We start from the raw sequence: 18525 nt of genomic DNA, 5'->3' as shown, positions 1-18525 counted from the left end.
ACTACGGTGCGCAATTGCGCACCTGAGAATCCATCGGGCCGCAGTGTTGGTGGTGAAATGGATTCCGGGCTCGCGACTTCGTCGCGCCCCGGAATGACAGCGGTATTGGTTTCACTTCCCCTCCCGCTGCTTCATGCGGGGATCGAGAGCGTCGCGGGCGGCGTCGCCGATCAGGTTGATGCTGAGGATCGCGATCGAGAGCAAAAGGCCCGGCCAGAAGATCAGCGATGGCTTGATCTGGAAGTACTGGCGGCCCTCGGCCATGATGTTGCCCCAGGTCGGCGTCTCCGGCGAGATGCCGGCGCCGAGGAAGGACAGGATGGCCTCGGTCAGGATCGCGGAGGCGCAGACATAGGTGCCCTGGACGATCAGCGGTGCGATCGTGTTCGGCATCAGATGCCGCCACATGATCTTCGGCAAGGACGAGCCGACCGAGATCGCCGCCTCGACATAAGGCTCTTCGCGTGCCGACAGCACGACCGAGCGCACCAGGCGCGCCACCCGCGGAATTTCGGGGATGGTGATCGCGACCAGCACGGTCCAGATGCTGGCGCCGGACAGCGACACCACGGCGATCGCGAGCAAAATGCTCGGCATCGCCATCAGGCCGTCCATGATGCGCATCATGACGGCGTCGACCAGCTTGAAGAAGCCGGAGACGAGGCCGATCGAAAGGCCGATGGCGATCGACAGGATCGCCGAGCCGATGCCAATCAGCAGCGAGACCCGGCCGCCATAGATGACGCGCGACAACAGGTCACGGCCATAGGCGTCGGTGCCGAGCAGGTACTGCGCCGAGGACGGCTTCAGCCGCTGCGAGGGCGCAAGCTGGATCGGGTCGTGCGGCGCGATCAGCGGCGCCACGATCGAGATCAGCACGATCAGGGCGAGCAGCACCGTGGCCGCCGCGATGATCGGCGTCGAGGTGAGGAATCCGAACCGTGGCCGCAGCGGCGAGGTGATCGGAATGGAGGACCGGGGAAGGCTATCGACAGACATCGTTGTTGTTATCCTTAAGCCCTAGTACCGGATCCGGGGATCGAGCAGCGTGTAGGCGACGTCGATCAGGAGGTTGACGACGACATAGATCAGCGAGGTCAACAGGATCATCGCCTGGATCACCGGATAGTCGCGCGCCAGCACCGCATCGACGGTGAGGCGGCCGATGCCGGGGATGTTGAACACGCTCTCGGTGACGACGACGCCGGAGATCAGCAGCGCAAAGCCGGTGCCGATCACGGTGATCACGGGCACGGCGGCGTTGCGCAGCGCGTGCCGCATCATCACGGCGACCTCGTTGATGCCCTTCGCGCGTGCGGTGCGGACGTAGTCCTCACCGAGCACGTCGAGCATCGCCGCCCGCGTCATGCGCGCGATCAGCGCGATGTAGATGAAGGACAGCGCGCAGGTCGGCAGGATGATGCGCTCGAAGAACGGACCGAAGCCGTTCGAGATGCTCTTGAAGCCCTGCACCGGCACCCAGCGCAGGTCGATCGCGAAGACCTCGATCAGGATGTAGCCGACCACGAACACCGGCACCGAGAAGCCGAGCACCGACAGGCCCATCACGAAACGGTCGATCCAGGTGCCGTGCTTCCACGCCGCGATCACGCCCAGGGGCACGGCGACGATGACGGCGAGGATGATCGTCGACAGCGCGATCGAGATCGACGGCTCGACGCGCTGGCCGATCATCTTCAGGACCGGCAGGTTGGAGATCAGCGATGTGCCGAGGTCGCCGTGCAAGAGCTTGTTCACCCAGGTGATGAACTGCACGATCAGCGGCTCGTTGAGGCCGAGCGAGGCGCGGATGCGCTCCAGCCGTTCCGGCGTCGCGTTGTCACCGGCGAGAATCGCGGCGGGATCGCCGGGGGTGAGGCGGAGCAGGAGGAAGACGAACAGCGCCACGACGCCCATCACGGGCACGGCGGCGAAAATTCGGCGAACGAGATATCCCAGCAAGTTGGATCCGTCAGATTAGAGACAAATTGCGGCAGGGCCTTCGGCAGGTTGCCATCAGCCTAACATTTCAGCAATTCCCGTGCCATCCGGGCCACAGGTTTTGCAGGGCCGGTCTTCTCAGCGGTCTTCGTAGGGTGGGCAAAGCGAAGCGTGCCCACCGGACGGAAATGGTGGGCACGGCGCAAGAGCGCCTTTTCCCACCCTACGAACCAACGCATCGCCCCGGAATGACGACCCCCATCACTCCAGCGTCGCCAGCAGCCCCGCCATCAGCCGGCCGCGCTCGACCAGGCTCTCGACCTCGATATACTCCTCCAGCGTGTGGCCGTTGCCGCCACGCACGCCCAGGCCGTCGAGCGTCGGAATCCCCATCGCGCCGGTGAAGTTGCCGTCGGAACCGCCGCCGGCGCTCGCATGCGGCAGCTCGGCGCCGAGCGACTTGGCGATGCCGCGCGCCTTTTCATAGAGCGCCATGGTGCCGGCATCCGGTTCCCACACCGGACGCGTCACGCCGCGCGTGACCTTGAAGGCGACATCGTTGGTGGTGCCCGATAGCGCCAGCATCCGCTCGACGCCGCGATCGAGATCGGCCTGGCGCTTGGCCATGGAGAGCGCTTCGCCGGTCGCGGTCGTGGCAACGCAATTGACCCATTGTCCGCCATGCACGACGCCGACCGAGAAGGTGCAGTCCTCCGTCGTCATCGCGTCGATGGCGAGGATCTGCCGGGCCATCTCGCGGATCGCCGAGCGTCCTGCCGACAATGTCGCACCGGCATGGCTCGGCCGGCCCGTCGCCTCGAGATTGAATCGTGCGATTGCGTAACGTCCGGTGGTAACGCCGTTGTCGGCGCGGCCGGGCTCGGGCACCAGCACGTATTTGTTGCGCGCGGCTTCCGCCTCGATGATGTCGCGCGTCGAGGGTGTGCCGACCTCCTCGTCCGGCGTGAACAGCACGGTGATCGGAAGTGGCGTGGTGAAGGCGGCGCGCGCCAGCTGCCGGATCGCTTCAAGCGAGAGGTAGTTGCCGCCCTTCATGTCGTAGATGCCGGGGCCGTAGCACCTTTTGCCCTCGCGCCGCCATTTCAGCTTCTCGATGGTGCCGACAGGGTGGACGGTATCCATGTGGCCGGCGATCAGGATGCCCGGCTCGCCCTGCTTCGGGTGCGGGAAGCGCGCGCGGATGACGCCGCCGAAACCCTGGCGGCCGGCGATGCGTTCGATCGTCGCACCCATGATCGCCATATCCCGCGCTGCGATATCGAGCATGCGGTTCACCGCGTTCGCGTCCCAGGTCGGGCTCTCGCATTCCACCCAGGTACGCAGGCCTTCGAGCATGGCCTCGGAATCGAAGGGAAGATTGGCTGGATTCATCTCAATGTCTCTCAGGCTTCGAAAGATGGAACGTACATTGCATCGGTGCAGTGGGACGAGCGGAGAGAGTTGTAGAGCCAAACCGATCCTTGTGGAGCCCGTGCGCGCGCCGCCAGGGCTTGCAGTGAAACCGGATTGACGCGCTCAAGACTGTCTGCAAGTCTCGAAAAGATAAAGGCATTGCATGAGGTTGGTTCGCCCAAAGAACGGACCGGATGCTCAACCAATAACCTGCCTTTGAACAGTTTCACGTCAGGAGAAACTTTCCATGTTCCACTTCATGCGCCGGAGGCCTCGCGCGTTCGCCTCCAAACTTGCGCTGTCGGTCGTCGCGCTTTCGGTCGGCCTGGCGTCGCCGGTGCTTGCGGCCGACAAGACCATCACGGCCGTGATGCATTCGGACCTGCGCATCATCGATCCGATCTTCACCACGGCCTATATCACGCGCGACCATGGCTACATGGTCTACGACACGCTGGTGGCCACCGATTCGAACTTCAAGGTCCAGCCGCAGATGGCGGACTGGAAGGTCTCCGACGACAAGCTCACCTACACCTTCACCTTGCGCGACGGCCTGAAGTGGCATGACGGCGCGCCGGTGACGGCGGAAGACTGCGTCGCCTCGCTCAAGCGCTGGGCAGCCGTCGACGGCATGGGCCAGAAGCTGATGGACTTCACCGCGAGCCTCGAGGCGACCGACGTCAAGACCATCACGCTGAAGCTGAAGGAGCCCTACGGCCTCGTGCTGGACTCCATTGGAAAGCCCTCGTCGCGCGTCGCCTTCATGATGCCGAAGCGTCTTGCCGAGACGCCGCCGGACAAGCAGATCCCCGAGCAGATCGGCTCCGGCCCCTTCAAGTTCGTGCAGTCGGAATTCCAGCCGGGTGTGAAGGCGGTCTACGTCAAGAACACCGACTACGTGCCGCGCAAGGAGCCGTCGAGCTGGACCTCGGGCGGCAAGGTGGTGAAGGTCGACCGCGTTGAGTGGATCACGATGCCGGACTCGCAGACGGCCGTGAACGCGTTGCAGTCGGGCGACATCGATTTCATGGAAAATCTGCCCTACGACATGCTGCCGGTGCTGGAGGCGAACAAGGAGCTCACGATCGACGTCTCCAACAAGTTCGGATACCAGACGCTCGGGCGCATGAACTTCCTCTATCCGCCCTTCGACAACGTCAAGGTGCGCCGCGCCGCCTTCCTGGCGATGAACCAGAAGGACGTGCTCGACGCGCTGATCGGCAACGCCAAATATCAGAAGGTCTGCGGCGCGTTCTTCGTCTGCGACACGCCGCTCGCGACCGATGTCGGCGCCGAGACCCTGATCAAGGGCAACGGCATGGCGGAGGCCAAGAAGGCGCTCGCCGAATCCGGCTATGACGGCACGCCAGTTGTGGTCATGGCGCCCGGCGATGTCACCACGCTGAAGGCGCAGCCGATCGTGGCGGCCCAGCTCCTGCGCGAAGCCGGCTTCAAGGTCGACCTGCAGGCGACCGACTGGCAGACCGTTGTGAGCCGCCGCGCCAGCCAGAAGCCGCCGAAGGAGGGCGGCTGGAACATGTTCTTCACCAACTGGGTCGCGGCCGACGTCGCCAATCCGATCGCCAATCTCTCGATCGGCGGCCAGGGCAAGAAGGGCTGGTTCGGCTGGGCGGAAAACGCCAAGATCGAGCAGCTCAAGGACGCCTTCGTCCGCGCCGCCTCGCTCGACGAGCAGAAGAAGATCGCGACCGAGATCCAGAAGGAAGCCTATGACCAGGTGATCTACATTCCGCTCGGTCAATATCTTCTGCCGAGCGGCTGGCGCAAGTCGCTGACCGGCGTGCTCGATGGCCCGGCCACCCCGGTGTTCTGGAACATCGACAAGTCCGAGTGAGGCGAGGGCACGCTCCCGCACCCTTCGTACCGATCGTCACGCGGCGCCGCTGTCACCAGCGGCGCCGCTCGCCAGACGAGCTTCCAGGAGAACTTCCCAAGAGACCCACCCAAGAAAACTTGCCAGGAGAATTTCAGTGCTCCAACTCATGCGCCGGCGGCGTCGGGCGTTCGTCTCCCTACTTGCGATTTCAGTCGTGGCGCTTTCGGCACTGGCCTCGCCGGCTCTTGCCGCAGGCAAGACCATCACCGCCGTGATGCATTCGGATCTGCGCGTCCTCGATCCGATTTTCACCAGCGCCTATATCTCGCGTGATCATGGCTACATGATCTACGACACGCTGATCGCGACGGATTCGAACTTCAAGATCCAGCCGCAGATGGCGGACTGGAAGATCTCCGACGACAAGCTGACCTACACCTTCACGCTGCGCGACGGTTTGAAGTGGCACGACGGTACGCCGGTCACCGCGGAAGATTGCGTTGCCTCCCTGAAGCGCTGGGCCGTTGTCGATAGCATGGGTCAGCAGATGATGCTGTTCACCGCGAGCATCGAGGCGACCGACCCCAAGACCATCACGCTGGAGCTGAAGGAGCCGTACGCGCTCGTGCTGGAAGCGATCGGCAAGCCGTCCTCGCGGGTGGCTTTCATGATGCCGAAGCGTCTCGCCGAGACGCCGGCGGACAAGCAGATATCCGAGCAGATCGGCTCCGGCCCCTTCAAGTTCGTGCAGTCGGAATTCCAGCCCGGGGTGAAGTCGGTCTACGTCAAGAACACCGATTACGTGCCGCGCAAAGAGCCGGCGAGCTGGACCGCCGGCGGCAAGGTCGCGAAGGTCGATCGCGTCGAATGGATTACGATGCCGGACCCGCAGACCGCGCTGAACGCGCTGCAGTCGGGCGACATCGATTTCATGGAAAATCCCGCCATCGAAATGTTGCCCACCATTGAAGCCGACAAAGAGCTCAAGCTCGAGATCCTGAACAAGTTCGGCTACCAGACGGGCGCCCGGATGAACTTCCTTCATCCGCCATTCGACAACGTCAAGGTCCGCCGTGCGGCACTTATGGCGGTCAACCAGAAGGACGTGCTCGACGCGCTGATCGGCAATCCCAAGTACTACAAGGCTTGCGCCGCGGTCTTCATCTGCGACACGCCGTTCGCGACGGAGGTTGGCGGGGAGACTCTCGCCAAGGGCGGCGACATGGCTGCGGCCAAAAAGGCGCTCGCCGAGTCCGGTTACGATGGGACGCCGGTCGTGCTCATGGCGCCGGGCGACGTGCTGACACTGAAGGCCCAACCGATTGTGGTGGCCCAGCAACTGCGCGAAGCCGGCTTCAAGGTCGACTTGCAGGCCACCGATTGGCAGACGGTGGTGAGCCGGCGCGCCAGCCAGAAGCCCCCGAAAGAGGGCGGCTGGAACATGTTCATCACCAACTGGGTCAGCGCCGACGTGTCGAACCCGATCTCCAACATCGCTGTCGGCGGGCAAGGCAAGAAGGGCGGCTGGTTCGGCTGGGCGGAGGATGCCAAGGTCGAGCAACTCAAGGACGCTTTCGTTCGCGCGGCTTCGCTCGACGATCAGAAGAAGATCGCGACCGAGATCCAGAAGGAGACCTATGACCAGGTGCTCTACGTTCCGCTCGGCCAGTATCAGGCGCCGAGCGCGTGGCGGAAGTCGCTCTCCGGCGTGATCGACGGTCCGGCAACGCCGGTGTTCTGGAACATCGACAAATCCGAGTAGGACGTGGACTGATAAGGCGTAGCCATAGCCTGATCGAGGCAAGCTGAACGAAAGCGAGGTAGTTCGCTGCCAGCTTGTCGTAGCGTGTTGTCTAATTCAGTCGGCGATCATAGCCACGATCGGCATCAGCCGTTTCGCGCCAGGAAAACTGCAGAAGGCTCCACCTCGATGAGGAACTCATCCTTGGCCAGGCTTGGCACTCCAATCCAGGTTGTACACGGCGGATTATCGCCGAACGCCGCTTTGAGGGCGCCGCTAATCGCTTTGCCTTCGTGTAGATGGCTCTGCTTGATGTAGAGCCGCAACGCACCCACCTGATCGAGTTTCGCACCAACCGATGCCAGCGCAACGCTAAGATTTTCTAGGCTCTTGCTGAGTTGACGGCCGATGTCGCCAGTGCCAACGACGTTCTGGTCTGCGTCCCAAGCAACCTGGCCGGACACATATACAACGTCGCCAAACGGTGTGGGGACAGTAGCAACCTGCGCGAAACCGTAGCGTAAGCTATCGAAGATTCCGACAGGAACATGCACCGATCGGCTCATGAAGGCTCCCTTGGCCAGAGCGCCAGTCGGCGGCGCCACCACTAGGCCGTGTATCTTATGAACCCAGCGGCGTCACGTAACTGGTGACGAGGTCCGCTTTGTTCCAATAGCCACCAAGTACGTGCGGTAGCGCAGATCGAGGCAGCCAACGGTCGATATAATGCAGGAAGCTACCGATCCGCAAACGCATCGGATACAAGAAGCGACGCATCAGTTCGGGACATTGAGCCGGAAAGCATGTCATCTCCGGGAGCAAGTGCGTCTCCGAGCGCGGCTGCCCGATCGCCGATGGTCGCGCGTCAAACCAGACCCATATTTCACGCGCTCACCGATCGGCGGGAAGCAGGAAAATTGCTGCAAGAACTCCCAAGACTGCTGTTGACGCTGCGGTAGCAAAGATGCCCTCGAAGGCTTGCCCGCCACCAACTGCGGCCAGCGCAGCGATCCCAAGCGCGAAGCCACCCTGTCGCGCCACGATCGTCATGGCAGAGGCCATGCCGGAACGGTCTGGCGGGGCGAGCGCAAGCAGGGCACCCGAAAGTTGCGGGTGGGCGAGCGCCGCGCCGCTGCCGATCGCTGCCATGCCCGCGAGCATAAGGACGAGGGTCTCGGCCGTATCGGTCCGCCAGAGGGATGCAAGTAAAAGGAGATTGCCGACCGCGAGTATCGCGAGAGAATGCGCGAAGTGCCAGCGCCAACCGATGCGCATCACGAGGTGGCCGCCAATTGGCGGCACGATGAGCATCGGCGCCGTTGCAGCGAGCAGCGCGAGGCCAGTACGATTGGCGTGCCACCCGAATGCGCTCTGCATCGCTGGCGGCAGATAAACAAGGATGGCCCAGTAGCTGACGGAGACCGCAATCAGCAGCAGGCCGACACCGATCATCGCGGGTGTCCCGAACACGGCCGCGTCGAGGAGTGGCACAGCGCGCCGACGCTGTTGAAGCGCGAAGCCTGCCAACAGCAGAAGCGCTGCGCCGCCGAGGCTCGCGGCACCGATCATGTCGGCACGCAGGCGCAACGTCGCGTCAATCAGTAGCGCGAGTGCCGTCGTCAACAGGGCAACGCCGACAATATCGAGCGGGCGCTTCTCCGCGGCCTGGCTCTCGGCGACGAACCGCGGCACCGCAATGGCCAGAGCCACGCAGAACGGCACGTTGATGAAGAAGATCCAGCGCCACCCGGTCCAAGCCGTGATCACGCCACCGAGCGTCGGCCCCACGGCCATCCCAACACCGGAGACGACGCCCATCAAGGCGAACACACGCGCTCTGACGGCGGCATCCGGGAACGCGCCGGCGACGAGCGCCAAGGCGCCTGTGACGACGAACGCTGCGCCAACGCCTTGCAGACCGCGGGCGAGCCACAACGACGGACCGTCCCAGGCGAGGCCGCAGCCAAGGGAAGCGACAAGGAAGATCACATTGCCGGTCAGCAAAGCGCGGCGGCGACCGAAGCGATCGGCGATTGCCCCAGCCGCGAGCAGCATTCCCGTGAAAGCGAGCGAATACGCATCGATCACCCACGCCGTCGCGTCCATGCCGAAGCTGAGGGTACGCGCCATCGCAGGCAGCGCGACGACGACGGCGGTGACGTCGAGATTCGTGAAGAACGCACCGAGTCCGAGTGTCAGGGCAACGGAAAGATCACAAGCGCATAGGGCGGGTGCCGTCTTCACAAATCCTCTGCCGAACTGGGAAAGTGCCGCGCAGAAGCGCTGCGATGCCCGCTTGGTATCATCGGTTTGCGCTCGCGGCGTATGCGGAGTGTTCAACTCGGCATGAATCTCCTTCATAATGCCGGCATGACCGCCCAACCTCCATTCGATGCCCTGATTGCCTTCGAAGCCGTGCACCGTCTAGGCAGCGTCACCGCCGCAGCAAGCGACCTCGGCGTGACGCAGAGCGCAGTGAGCCACCGGTTGCGCCGTCTGGAAGACTTTATGGGTTTGCCGCTGCTGACGCGGACTTCGGGCGGCATGCGGCCGACGCCCGCGGGTGAAGCGCTTGCATCCGGCCTCGCGGAGCTCCTCACCGGCCTCGGAGAGCTACGCGCGCGATGCCGCGCTGCGGCCAACAATGGCCCACTGCGCGTGGGCGTCAGCGCGGCGCTAGCGGACTATTGGCTCGTCGCACGCCTGCCGATGTTCAAGGCCCCATCGACGCCGATCGAACTGATCATCGTCGACAGCACGGCGCAAGCGATCCGCCTCGATCTCGACATCACGATCCATTGGCTCCTCGAGGGCGAGGCACGCGAGACCTCGACGCAGCGCGTGTTGTTCCGCGAGCAGGTCTTCCCCGTTTGCCACGCGCGACTATTGCCGTCCGCGCCGCTCGACGACCCGATGCGCATCGCCGCGCTGCCGCTGATCCATAAGGGGGCTGGCGAAGACGCGAACGCGGGAACCGAGTGGTCCTGGTCGACGTGGTTCGCGCGACTTGGCCTCAACGCGCCGCCGCCGGTTGGACTACGTTACGCCAACATGGCGACGGCGATCGGTGCCGCACTTCAAGGCAGCGGCGTCGTGCTAACGCGCTCACTCCTCGCGCGCGACGCGCTCGTCGACGGCCGCCTTGTGCGCGTGCTGCCTGAGACCTGGGACATGCCGTCGACGAAGGTACACCTCGTGCGCTGGCCCGCGGTCTTGGCAAGTGATGCTCGGGTGAAGGCATTCGTTGCATGGCTTTTGGATGAGGCCGACGAACGCGTCCAATAGGGGCCCGCCGGAAGCGTTGCAGCGCGCTTTGGCTTGTCAGCTTCGTGTCAGCTTTTAACCCTTCCAGTTTCCAATCATTGCTATTTGTTTCTGAATTGAAATAGATGTGCGCAGCTCGCACATCACTTTCCTTCATCAGATTCCCGTGCCGATCGATTTTGCATTCCAGGCGATGGCCGAACAGTCCGATCGCGCGCCAGCGCGATGGCGCCGGCCATTCCTGCGCTGGCTCGACGCCGTCGAGGCGGGCTGGGCCGTGCCGCTTCTCATTGCGTGCTTCGTTGCGGTCTGGACGCTCTATCTTGCGATCGCCTATGCCGGCGGCGGGCTGCACCCCGATACACTCGAGGCCTGGACGCTGGGCCGGAATTTCGCGTTCGGCTATCACAAGCATCCGCCGCTGATGGGCTGGGTTGCCGCGAGCTGGACCTCGGTCTTTCCGCTGAGCGACTGGTCGCTGCAATTGATGTCGATGGCCAATGCGGGGCTCGCGCTGTTCTGCGTCGATCTGGTCGCGCGGCAGTTCGTGACCGGGCACAAGCGCATCCTGGTGCTGCTGCTGTTGATGCTGACGCCGGCCTATCAATTCCACGCACAGCGCTTCAATGCCAATTCGGTGCTGCTCGCGGTCTGGCCGCTCGCGACTTATTGCTTCCTGCGCGCGTTCGAGACGCGCACCGCGCTGTGGGCGCTTGCCGCGGGATGCACGACGGCGCTGGCGATGGTCGGCAAGTATTATTCGATCTTCCTGGTCGCGAGTTTCGCGTTTGCGGCGCTGGCTCATCCGGCGCGGCGTGCCTATTTCAGCTCGGCTTCGCCCTGGATATCGGCCGTGACCGGGCTCGCCGTGCTGTCGCCGCACATCTACTGGCTGGCGACGACGGGGGCGTCGACCTTCACCTATGCAATGGCCCACGCCAACGGCAATGCCGCAAGCTCGCTCATCGAGGTGAAGAACTTCGTGCTGGGGCTGACGGCGGCCATGGGCGTGTCCGCGGTGCTCTGGGTGTTGATCGCGGGGACGCGGCTCAAGCAGTTTCCGGCTGATTTCGCGGCCATGAGTCCGGGCCTGCGGCTTCTGTTCTATGTCGCGATCGGCACGATCGTGCTGCCGGTGCTGACGTCGGTCGCGATGGGAACGGATCTGCCCTCGCTATGGGCGCTGCAGGGCTTGTTCCTGTTCGTCGTGCTCATCGTCTGCGGCGCGCGCTATCCGATCGAGCGCTTCTACACCGTCAATGTCACGGTGATCGTCATCGGCGTTGCGCTCGCCGCCGTCCTCGTCGCAGCGCCGATCCACGCTGTCTATCGCAACAATCACGGCTACGAAGAGGGGCGGAATTTCTACGAGCAGGCGGCAAACGAGCTGACGCGGCAATGGCGGGAGCTGACCGGCGAGCCATTGAGTGCCGTGAGCGGCGACGATTCGCTGGCCTTTGCCACCGCGTTCTACAGCCCTGACCATCCCCGTTACGCGCGGCCGTTCGAGTACCAATACAAATGGGGCCTGCCGCGCAAGACGACGCTCGATCGCGGCTGGGCCGCGCTGTGTTTCCACGGCCAGGATCATTGCGGCAGGTGGATGGAATCAGTGTCCGGGCGAGCCGGGCACTTCGTCCGGCGCGAGTTCACCGTGCAGGCAACGCTGTGGGGGAGGCCCGGCGTGATGCGTGACGTCGTGGTGCTGATGGTGCCGCCGCGCGACAGCGGCGCGGCGCCCGAGAGCGCGGCCGACGAGTTCGGTGCCAGCAGGCGTCCTGCGCCTTAAGCTTTAGCAGTGGCTGTCGCGCACCTGCTCGAGGCCCTCGCTCGCGAAGGGCGGAGTGAATGCCGTTCGATCGGCATTCGGCACGGATGGCTTCGCCGCCTGCGCATCCCTGTCGGTACGGTCTTCGCGATGTTCCAGTTCCATAGAGGCAGCCTTTCGAAATTGCTGCAGTACAACATCGCCGTCGCCGGGAAGTTCCTCAACCGATGGGACGATGATGCGGCCGAAACAGCCGTCCCTTTTCCACCACCAGCACGATCGCGAGCGCGGCGAGCGTCGACAGGAAGAAGCCGATCGAGAACGGCAGCAGCGTGCCGTCAAAGCTCTGGCCGATCGCCATGCCGACCACGATGCCGATCAGCGTCGTGATCGAGCCGTAGAGCGAGGACGCAGTGCCGGCGATGTGGCCCTGCGGCTCCATCGCGAGCGCAGTGAAGTTGGCGACCATCATGCCGAACGAGAACATCATCAGCGCAGAGAGCACCATGAACAGCGAGAGCGGCAGCACGCCGAGAATTTCCGTCAGCAGCATGATGCCGGCCACCGCGGCATAGAGGCTCAGTGCGCCATGCGAGATCACGCGCATGCCGAGCCGTCCGACCAGTTGCGAATTGAGGAAGCCGGCCACCGCCGTGCCCGCCGCGATCGCGGCGAAGGCGAGCGGGAAGTAATGGCCGAGGTGATAGACGCCGGTGAACACCTGCTGGGCGCAGAACACGTAGGCGAACAGCGCGCCGATGACGCTTCCGGCGGCCGTCGCATAGCCGATGGTCTGGCGATTGGTCACGGTCTGCCGGAACGCCGAGAGCACGTCGGCCGGCGCCAGCGACCTGCGCTCCGACTCGGGGAGGGTTTCGGGCAGCCGCAGCACGCACCATGCGAGCGCGAGCAGGCCGTAGAGCATCAGCACGACGAAGATGCCGCGCCACGCCGTCACCAGCAGCACCGCCTGTCCGAACGAGGGCGCGATCACGGGCACCGCGATGAACACCATCATGGCGAGCGACATCACGCTTGCCATGCGGCGGCCGACATAGCAGTCGCGCACGATCGAGGTCGCGATCACGCGCGTTGCCGAGGTGCCGAGCCCTTGCAGCGCGCGCGCCAGCAGCAGCGTCTCGAACGAGGGCGCGGCAACCGCCAGCACGCTCGCCACCGCATAGACCGCCATGCCGCCGAGCAGCACCGGGCGGCGGCCGAAGCGATCCGACAACGGCCCCATCACGAACTGGCCCGCGCCGAAGCCGATCAGGAAGGTCGACAGCACGAGCTGGAGATGGTTGGCGACGGGTATCTGGAAGGCTGCCCCGATATTGGGCAGCGCCGGCAGCATCATGTCCATCGCAAGCGGATTCAGCGCCATGATGGACGCGATCACGATGACGAATTCGGGAAAACCCATGGGGCGGTGTCCGGAGGACACCCAATCGTCGGCATTGACGTCGGACAAGCAGCTCACCTCTGAAAATCAGGAGCTTTCTGAGCGGTTATGCTGCGTCGCACAACCCATGTTTCGGGATGGCAGGCCGGCGGAACCGCGGCGGACACGACTTGGTGAAGCGGCTCTAGGCGCGAGCTGTCTTCCGGGCCGCCTCGACCAGGCCGAGCGCCAATTGCCCCGCCGTCTCGACATAGGCGAGATCGCGGTGGATCAGCATCACCGTGGTGGCGCCATCGAGCAGGATCAGGAGCTGGCGCGCGAGCGCCGCCGCGCCGGGAACGCCATGTTGCTTCAGCTCCGCCTCCAGCCAGGCTTCGAAGCGCTTCTTGTGCGCCGCGCCGGCCTTCACGGCCGGATGGGCCGGCGTATTGGCGAGCTCGGCGATGGTGCGCAGGAAGCCGCAGCCGCGCCAGCGCGGCGTGTCGACGGAGCGTCCGAGCTTTGTGAAGAGGCCGCGGACCTTGTCGGCGACGGTGCCGTCGGTCTCGGCGAACCAGCGCTTGTAGAGCTCCAGCGTCGGCTGATCCCTGGCCGCAATGGTTGCGGCGACGAGCTCGTCCTTGCTGGTGAAGTGATAGTAGAGCGTCTTCTTGGTGACGCCGGCCTTCTCGGCGACGGCGTCCATGCTCACCGCGCGGATCCCCTCGCCATAGAACAGCCGCGTCGCCGCAGTGACGATCTGCTCACGTGTGCTGTCACCCTTCTCGGACATCGGCAATGTATACTGCCTAGTGAGTATACACGACAAGGCCGCTGTGGCTGACTTCCGGACCCTGATCGACCTGGAAGGAGCGGCCACTTGTCCGACTTGATACTCTGCGAAACGCGCGGCGCCGTCGCGCTGCTGACGTTGAACCGTCCGAGCAAGCTCAATGCGCTGAGCTACGCGCTGATCGACCGCCTGATGGCGATCCTCGACCGCATCGAGGACGATGCAAACATCCGCGCCGTCATCCTGACCGGCGCGGGCGAGCGCGCCTTCTCGGCCGGCGCGGACATTGCCGAGTTCTCGGAGAGCGTGAAGTGTGGGCCCGACGCTGCGGTGAAGGCCTTCGTGCGGCGCGGGCAGGGCATGACGGCGCGCATGGAGGCATTTCCGAAGCCGATCATCGCCGCCGTCAACGGCATCGCCTTCGGCGGCGGCTGCGAGATCACGGAAGCGGTGCATCTCGCAATCGCCAGCGAGCGGGCGAGTTTTGCCAAGCCCGAGATCGCCATCGGCATCACGCCGACCTTCGGCGGCACGCAGCGCCTGCCGCGGCTCGCAGGCCGCAAGCGCGCGCTGGAATATCTTCTGACCGGCGATGCCTTTTCACCGCAGCGAGCCCAGGAGATGGGATTGGTCAACCGCATCGTGCCGCATGAGCAGCTGCTGGACGTAGCCTTCGCGCTGGCGGACCGCATCACGCGGCACTCGCATCTCGCGGTCGCCCGCATCATCACGGCCGCGACGCGGGGTCTCAACAGCTCGATCACGGAAGGCCTCGCCATCGAGAGCGAGCAGTTCGCGCGCATGGCGGCGACGCAGGACACAAGCGAGGCGCTCGACGCCTGGCTCGCCGCCCGCGGCTCGCGCTAGAGCATGATCCGGACCCGAAGGGCCGCGTTAGCGCAAAGTGCGTAGCGGTTTTCCCTCGCGACAAACGCGGAACGCGTTTGCGCGGAGATCATGCTCGAACAGTAACCTAAAGCGCGATGGTGATTCATCTTCATGCTATCGCGCTTTAGGCGCAGTCTGGAAACCAGGGATTCACCATAACAGCGAGGACGGCCCATCGGGGAGATGAATCCGCAACGCATCCTGTCCAGTGTGGCCTGACCGGACGCCGGTCAGGCGCCGAGGGAACTCGAGCCACAGGCAGGATTGGACGTGTCTGACGTTACCGGGACAGCACGATGGGTGGGGCCGGCGGGCATGGCCGGGAAGCGCAATGTCTGGCACGACTGCCTGGTCGCGCTGGTGGCGCTGCTGGTGCTCGGCAATCTCGTCAGCGACCTCACGCTCGATGTGAATTTCGGCTGGGACGTGCGCGTCAATTGCGCGGCTGTCGATGCGCATGTCGATGGGCTCGATCCCTACTTCGTGAAAAATCTGAAGGGTACGAAATTCTCCTATCCTTATCTGCCGGTGACGCTCGACGCGTTCCGTCCGCTCTGCGCGGGAGGCTTTCTCCTCGGACATCACCGCGGCGTGTTTCTCCTGCTGGCCATGCTCTGCGGCCTGCTGCTACCGGGGCTCGGCCGCGACCGCGGCGGCTCGCGCGATATTGCGCTCAGGCTGCTCTGGGCGCTCGGCGCCTTCCTCGGCTTCGAGTGGGTCTTGGCGTCGGGCAATTTTACCATCATGAGCGGCACGCTGAGCGCGGCTGCGCTGGCACTGCTGCTGCGTTTCCCTTCGCCGGACGCGGACGATGATCGAAGCTTCGGCCTGCGCATCGTCGGCGCTGCGCTGCTCGGCCTCGTTGCCTCGTTCAAGCTGGTGTACAGCCCGGTGCTGGCCGCGCTGTATTTCCTGCCGCTGCCGCGTCGGCAGAAGATCGGCTTGATCGCAGCCGCGGCCGCAGGGCTTGGGCTGCCGGTTCTGCTCTCGATGGTCCTCTATCCCGATCTGTTTGCGAGCTGGCTGCTCGCGATCAAGGGTCAAATTCCCGACCAGCATACGGTCTATGTGATGGACACCACGCCGTCGCTGCTGCTGCTGGCGCAGGGCGCGCTGGACCAATTCGGGCTCGGCGGCAGCAAGCCGGTCGTGTTCGTGGCTTACGCGGTCGTGGCATTCGCGCTGGTGCTGGCGCCGTTTGCTCTGGTCGTGCTGCGCATGGCCGGTGGCCTCGCGCGCATTGAAGCCTCTTTCCTTGCCCGGCTCGATCGCTGGCTGATCGACCATCCGCACGAGGCCCTGCGGATCACCGTGCTGGCGATGTATGGGCTCTATCTCTGCGCGCCGCGCCTGAAGGAATATGCCTTCTTCGAGCTGGCGCTCTATGGCGCCATCCTCATCGTCGATCTTCCTGGCGCAGCCCTTGTCGCCGTGCTGACCATCGGCGTTGCCGTCCCAACACTGGTCTCGCAGTCGGGCATGCCGATCGAAGGCAGCTTCGTCCAGATCGCGGCCGCGTTGGTGTGCTTCTGGATCATGCTGCGGGCGCAGGCGGCGTCGTCAGCTGAGGTGGTGCGGGCAGCCGGGGTCGAACCGGCACAGCGCTTGCGCACCGAGGGATTTTAAGTCCCTTGCGTCTACCAATTCCGCCATGCCCGCTTGATCCAACGAGATCAAACACTTAAGTCCACCTCCGGCGGTCTGGAATCGGCGCTTGCGCAGCCGGAGGGGCGGTTCTTCCTTAAGCGAGCCGGGCGCACAAGGCAAAGCCTCAATCCGGACATCTGTTGCTGCTTTAGGCATTCTCAATCCACGGGGACTATTCATCCGGCATGGCTGCTTCGTTTTCCCACCGCCTGCGCTGCTGCGGCGCGCTTGTTGTGCTGCTCGCGGCGGGCGCCGCGCTGTCCGGCTGCGCCAGCATGAGCGAGACGGTCGCGCCGGCCTTTGCCGATCCCGGCAAGTACGAATTGTACGATTGCAAGCAGCTCGAGGCCGAGCGGAAGGGGCTCGCGGCCCGCACCGCCGATCTGCAGAGGCTGATGGACAAGGCGGAGACGGGGACCGGCGGCGCCGTGGTGTCCGAGCTCGCCTATCGCAACGACTACGTCGCAGTGCGCGGCTCGGCGCAGCTTGCCGACGACGCCTGGCGCCGCAACAGGTGCCGGGAGACGCCGCCGAATGCGCCGCCATCGCCCTCGACGCCGCAGCGGCCGGACATCAAGCCCGCGCCGAAACCCGGCAGCGCCGCTCGCTGAGCCGGCGCAATCGAGCCTGCGTCAGGGCCGCCAGCCGTAGATCCAGTCCTGCCGCGCCAGCATGCGGTCCGGGCCGAGCGCGCGGATGGCAATATCGCGCGCGAGCGCGAGCGGCCCGCCCAAATGGTAGATGCGGCCCTGCTGCCGCGCGGTCCGCTGCACCCGCTGCACGCGCGCCGCCCGCGCGCGGCCATATTGCTTCAGCACCGCCGTGATGCCGGCTGCGCTCTCGGCAGCTTCCGGACTGAGATGCTGCGCCAGCACGGCGGCATCCTCGATCGCCATGCCGGCGCCTTGGGCTGCAAACGGCAGCATCGCATGCACGGCATCGCCGAGCAGCGCGACCGGACCCTTGCTCCAGGGGCAGCCGTCGGGCACGCCGAACAGCGCCCATTTGCGCCAGCTGTCGACCGCGGCCAGCATCATCCGCGCCGCCGGCGGCCAACGCGGCGCGGCGAAGGCGTCCATCACCTCGAGGGGATCGCCGGGCGTGCTCCAGCCCGGCCTGTTCCAGGTGCCCGGCAGCACCGCGACCACGTTGATCTGGCGCCCGCCCGCGATCGGATAGGCGACAAGATGGGCATTCCGGCCCATCCAGAGCTGCACCCGGCGGGCGGTGTAGTCCTTCGGCAGCTGCGTGGCGTCCAGCGTGCCGCGCCAGGCGATCAGCCCGGAGAAGCGTGGCTGCACCTCGGGAAAAAGATGCTGGCGTACAGTCGACCAGATGCCGTCGGCGCCGATCAGCGCGCTCGCAAGATCGCTGCGGCGGATCGTGCCGCTGCGATGGACCACCGTCAGCCCCTTGGCGTGCGGCGCGACGTCCTCGAAGGTCGCACCCAATTTCAGGTCGATGTCAGGATGATCGGCAACAGCGCCCGCCAGCGCCGATTGCAGGTCGGCACGATGCACCACCCAATAGGGGGCGCCGGCGCGCGCGGACGCCGCCTCGCCGAGCGGCATGCGCAAGAGCTCGCCGCCGGCGCGCGCGCTCATGATCGAGACCGCTTCCGGCGTCACGGCGCGCAGCTTGAGGCGCTCGGTGAGGCCGAGCTCGACCAGCACGCGGCTGGCATTGGGGGAGAGTTGCAGGCCGGCGCCGACTTCCTCGAGCCGCTCGGTCTTTTCCAGCACGACGATGCGGAAGCCGCGGGCCGCGAGCGCCAGCGCGGCCGTCAGGCCACCGATACCGGCACCGGTGATGACAATCGTTCGGGAGAGCGCCACCCCTGACCGATGGGAAC

The 18525-nt window shown here is 65.0% G+C and carries 17 protein-coding genes and 1 tRNA gene; 6 read left to right on the top strand and 12 right to left on the bottom strand.

Going from position 1 to position 18525, the window contains the following annotated elements; all coding sequences use genetic code 11:
• Positions 1–111: 111 nt before the first annotated feature.
• The 3 genes from WN72_RS30550 to WN72_RS30540 form a co-directional block, all read right to left on the bottom strand.
• Positions 112–999, bottom strand: coding sequence for an ABC transporter permease (locus WN72_RS30550; protein ID WP_092213624.1), 888 nt, complete (start codon positions 997–999; stop codon positions 112–114).
• A gap of 21 nt (positions 1000–1020) precedes the next feature.
• Positions 1021–1962, bottom strand: a complete 942-nt coding sequence (locus WN72_RS30545) for an ABC transporter permease (protein ID WP_027560112.1) — start codon at positions 1960–1962, stop codon at positions 1021–1023.
• A 240-nt stretch (positions 1963–2202) separates the two neighbouring features.
• Positions 2203–3333, bottom strand: coding sequence for a M20/M25/M40 family metallo-hydrolase (locus WN72_RS30540; RefSeq protein WP_092213626.1), 1131 nt, complete (start codon positions 3331–3333; stop codon positions 2203–2205).
• Between the two features lie 268 nt (positions 3334–3601).
• On the opposite strand from WN72_RS30540, the gene WN72_RS30535 reads away from it, so the two are divergent.
• Positions 3602–5209 (top strand): ABC transporter substrate-binding protein, encoded by a 1608-nt coding sequence (locus tag WN72_RS30535; protein WP_092213628.1) that lies wholly within the window; start codon positions 3602–3604, stop codon positions 5207–5209.
• 136 nt (positions 5210–5345) lie between these two features.
• Positions 5346–6953: an ABC transporter substrate-binding protein gene (locus WN72_RS30530; protein ID WP_092213630.1), complete on the top strand. Its 1608-nt coding sequence runs from the start codon at positions 5346–5348 to the stop codon at positions 6951–6953.
• 125 nt (positions 6954–7078) lie between these two features.
• Here the strand turns inward: WN72_RS30530 and WN72_RS30525 are convergent, their stop codons facing one another.
• Together WN72_RS30525 and WN72_RS30520 are read right to left on the bottom strand one after the other, a co-directional pair.
• Complete coding sequence (locus WN72_RS30525) at positions 7079–7498, bottom strand: RidA family protein (RefSeq protein ID WP_167380670.1); 420 nt, start codon at positions 7496–7498, stop codon at positions 7079–7081.
• A 325-nt stretch (positions 7499–7823) separates the two neighbouring features.
• Complete coding sequence (locus tag WN72_RS30520; protein WP_092213634.1) at positions 7824–9293, bottom strand: MFS transporter; 1470 nt, start codon at positions 9291–9293, stop codon at positions 7824–7826.
• A gap of 9 nt (positions 9294–9302) precedes the next feature.
• Here WN72_RS30520 and WN72_RS30515 point away from each other — a divergent pair, with 9 nt between their 5' ends.
• Both WN72_RS30515 and WN72_RS30510 read left to right on the top strand, forming a co-directional pair.
• Positions 9303–10217, top strand: coding sequence for a LysR family transcriptional regulator (locus WN72_RS30515; protein ID WP_092213636.1), 915 nt, complete (start codon positions 9303–9305; stop codon positions 10215–10217).
• Positions 10218–10389: 172 nt separating this feature from the next.
• Positions 10390–11985, top strand: coding sequence for a glycosyltransferase family 39 protein (locus WN72_RS30510; RefSeq protein WP_092213822.1), 1596 nt, complete (start codon positions 10390–10392; stop codon positions 11983–11985).
• A 3-nt stretch (positions 11986–11988) separates the two neighbouring features.
• Here the strand turns inward: WN72_RS30510 and WN72_RS30505 are convergent, their stop codons facing one another.
• The 3 genes from WN72_RS30505 to WN72_RS30495 form a co-directional block, all read right to left on the bottom strand.
• Positions 11989–12129 carry a hypothetical protein gene (locus WN72_RS30505; protein ID WP_167336490.1) on the bottom strand — a complete coding sequence of 47 codons (141 nt, stop codon included), beginning with the start codon at positions 12127–12129 and terminating at the stop codon, positions 11989–11991.
• A 55-nt stretch (positions 12130–12184) separates the two neighbouring features.
• The gene (locus tag WN72_RS30500) at positions 12185–13435 is read right to left on the bottom strand and encodes a multidrug effflux MFS transporter (RefSeq protein WP_092213638.1); all 1251 of its coding nucleotides are present in this window, start codon (positions 13433–13435) and stop codon (positions 12185–12187) included.
• 115 nt (positions 13436–13550) lie between these two features.
• Entirely contained in the window at positions 13551–14138 is a 588-nt protein-coding gene (locus WN72_RS30495) for a TetR/AcrR family transcriptional regulator (protein WP_027560104.1), read from the bottom strand.
• 87 nt (positions 14139–14225) lie between these two features.
• Between WN72_RS30495 and WN72_RS30490 the strand changes: the two genes are divergently transcribed.
• The gene (locus WN72_RS30490; protein ID WP_092213640.1) at positions 14226–15005 is read left to right on the top strand and encodes a crotonase/enoyl-CoA hydratase family protein; all 780 of its coding nucleotides are present in this window, start codon (positions 14226–14228) and stop codon (positions 15003–15005) included.
• A gap of 171 nt (positions 15006–15176) precedes the next feature.
• Here WN72_RS30490 and WN72_RS30485 read toward each other — a convergent pair whose 3' ends face one another.
• The 3 genes from WN72_RS30485 to WN72_RS30475 form a co-directional block, all read right to left on the bottom strand.
• Entirely contained in the window at positions 15177–15608 is a 432-nt protein-coding gene (locus tag WN72_RS30485; protein ID WP_027560102.1) for a hypothetical protein, read from the bottom strand.
• A 45-nt stretch (positions 15609–15653) separates the two neighbouring features.
• Positions 15654–16319, bottom strand: coding sequence for a hypothetical protein (locus tag WN72_RS30480; RefSeq protein WP_167336491.1), 666 nt, complete (start codon positions 16317–16319; stop codon positions 15654–15656).
• Positions 16320–16596: 277 nt separating this feature from the next.
• A tRNA-Leu gene (locus WN72_RS30475) sits at positions 16597–16685 on the bottom strand.
• Between the two features lie 173 nt (positions 16686–16858).
• On the opposite strand from WN72_RS30475, the gene WN72_RS30470 reads away from it, so the two are divergent.
• Positions 16859–17284, top strand: a complete 426-nt coding sequence (locus tag WN72_RS30470; RefSeq protein WP_027560100.1) for a hypothetical protein — start codon at positions 16859–16861, stop codon at positions 17282–17284.
• 21 nt (positions 17285–17305) lie between these two features.
• Here the strand turns inward: WN72_RS30470 and WN72_RS30465 are convergent, their stop codons facing one another.
• A complete protein-coding gene (locus tag WN72_RS30465) occupies positions 17306–18508 on the bottom strand; it encodes an FAD-dependent monooxygenase (RefSeq protein WP_027560099.1) in 1203 nt (400 codons plus the stop codon).
• Positions 18509–18525: the final 17 nt, after the last annotated feature.

Source organism: Bradyrhizobium arachidis (assembly GCF_015291705.1).
Classification (GTDB): Bacteria; Pseudomonadota; Alphaproteobacteria; order Rhizobiales; family Xanthobacteraceae; genus Bradyrhizobium; species Bradyrhizobium arachidis.
Note: the sequence above shows the minus strand (reverse complement) of the source record. Positions and strands in the feature narration are given on the sequence as shown.

Coding starts and splice junctions, on each gene's coding strand:
- WN72_RS30550 (WP_092213624.1), bottom strand. CDS start 999: ATGTCTGTCGATAGCCTTCCCCGGTCCTCCATTCCGATCACCTCGCCG.
- WN72_RS30540 (WP_092213626.1), bottom strand. CDS start 3,333: ATGAATCCAGCCAATCTTCCCTTCGATTCCGAGGCCATGCTCGAAGGC.
- WN72_RS30535 (WP_092213628.1), top strand. CDS start 3,602: ATGTTCCACTTCATGCGCCGGAGGCCTCGCGCGTTCGCCTCCAAACTT.
- WN72_RS30525 (WP_167380670.1), bottom strand. CDS start 7,498: ATGAGCCGATCGGTGCATGTTCCTGTCGGAATCTTCGATAGCTTACGC.
- WN72_RS30520 (WP_092213634.1), bottom strand. CDS start 9,293: ATGAAGGAGATTCATGCCGAGTTGAACACTCCGCATACGCCGCGAGCG.
- WN72_RS30515 (WP_092213636.1), top strand. CDS start 9,303: ATGACCGCCCAACCTCCATTCGATGCCCTGATTGCCTTCGAAGCCGTG.
- WN72_RS30510 (WP_092213822.1), top strand. CDS start 10,390: ATGGCCGAACAGTCCGATCGCGCGCCAGCGCGATGGCGCCGGCCATTC.
- WN72_RS30505 (WP_167336490.1), bottom strand. CDS start 12,129: ATGGAACTGGAACATCGCGAAGACCGTACCGACAGGGATGCGCAGGCG.
- WN72_RS30495 (WP_027560104.1), bottom strand. CDS start 14,138: ATGTCCGAGAAGGGTGACAGCACACGTGAGCAGATCGTCACTGCGGCG.
- WN72_RS30485 (WP_027560102.1), bottom strand. CDS start 15,608: ATGTCCGAGGAGAAAGCCTCCCGCGCAGAGCGGACGGAACGCGTCGAG.
- WN72_RS30470 (WP_027560100.1), top strand. CDS start 16,859: ATGGCTGCTTCGTTTTCCCACCGCCTGCGCTGCTGCGGCGCGCTTGTT.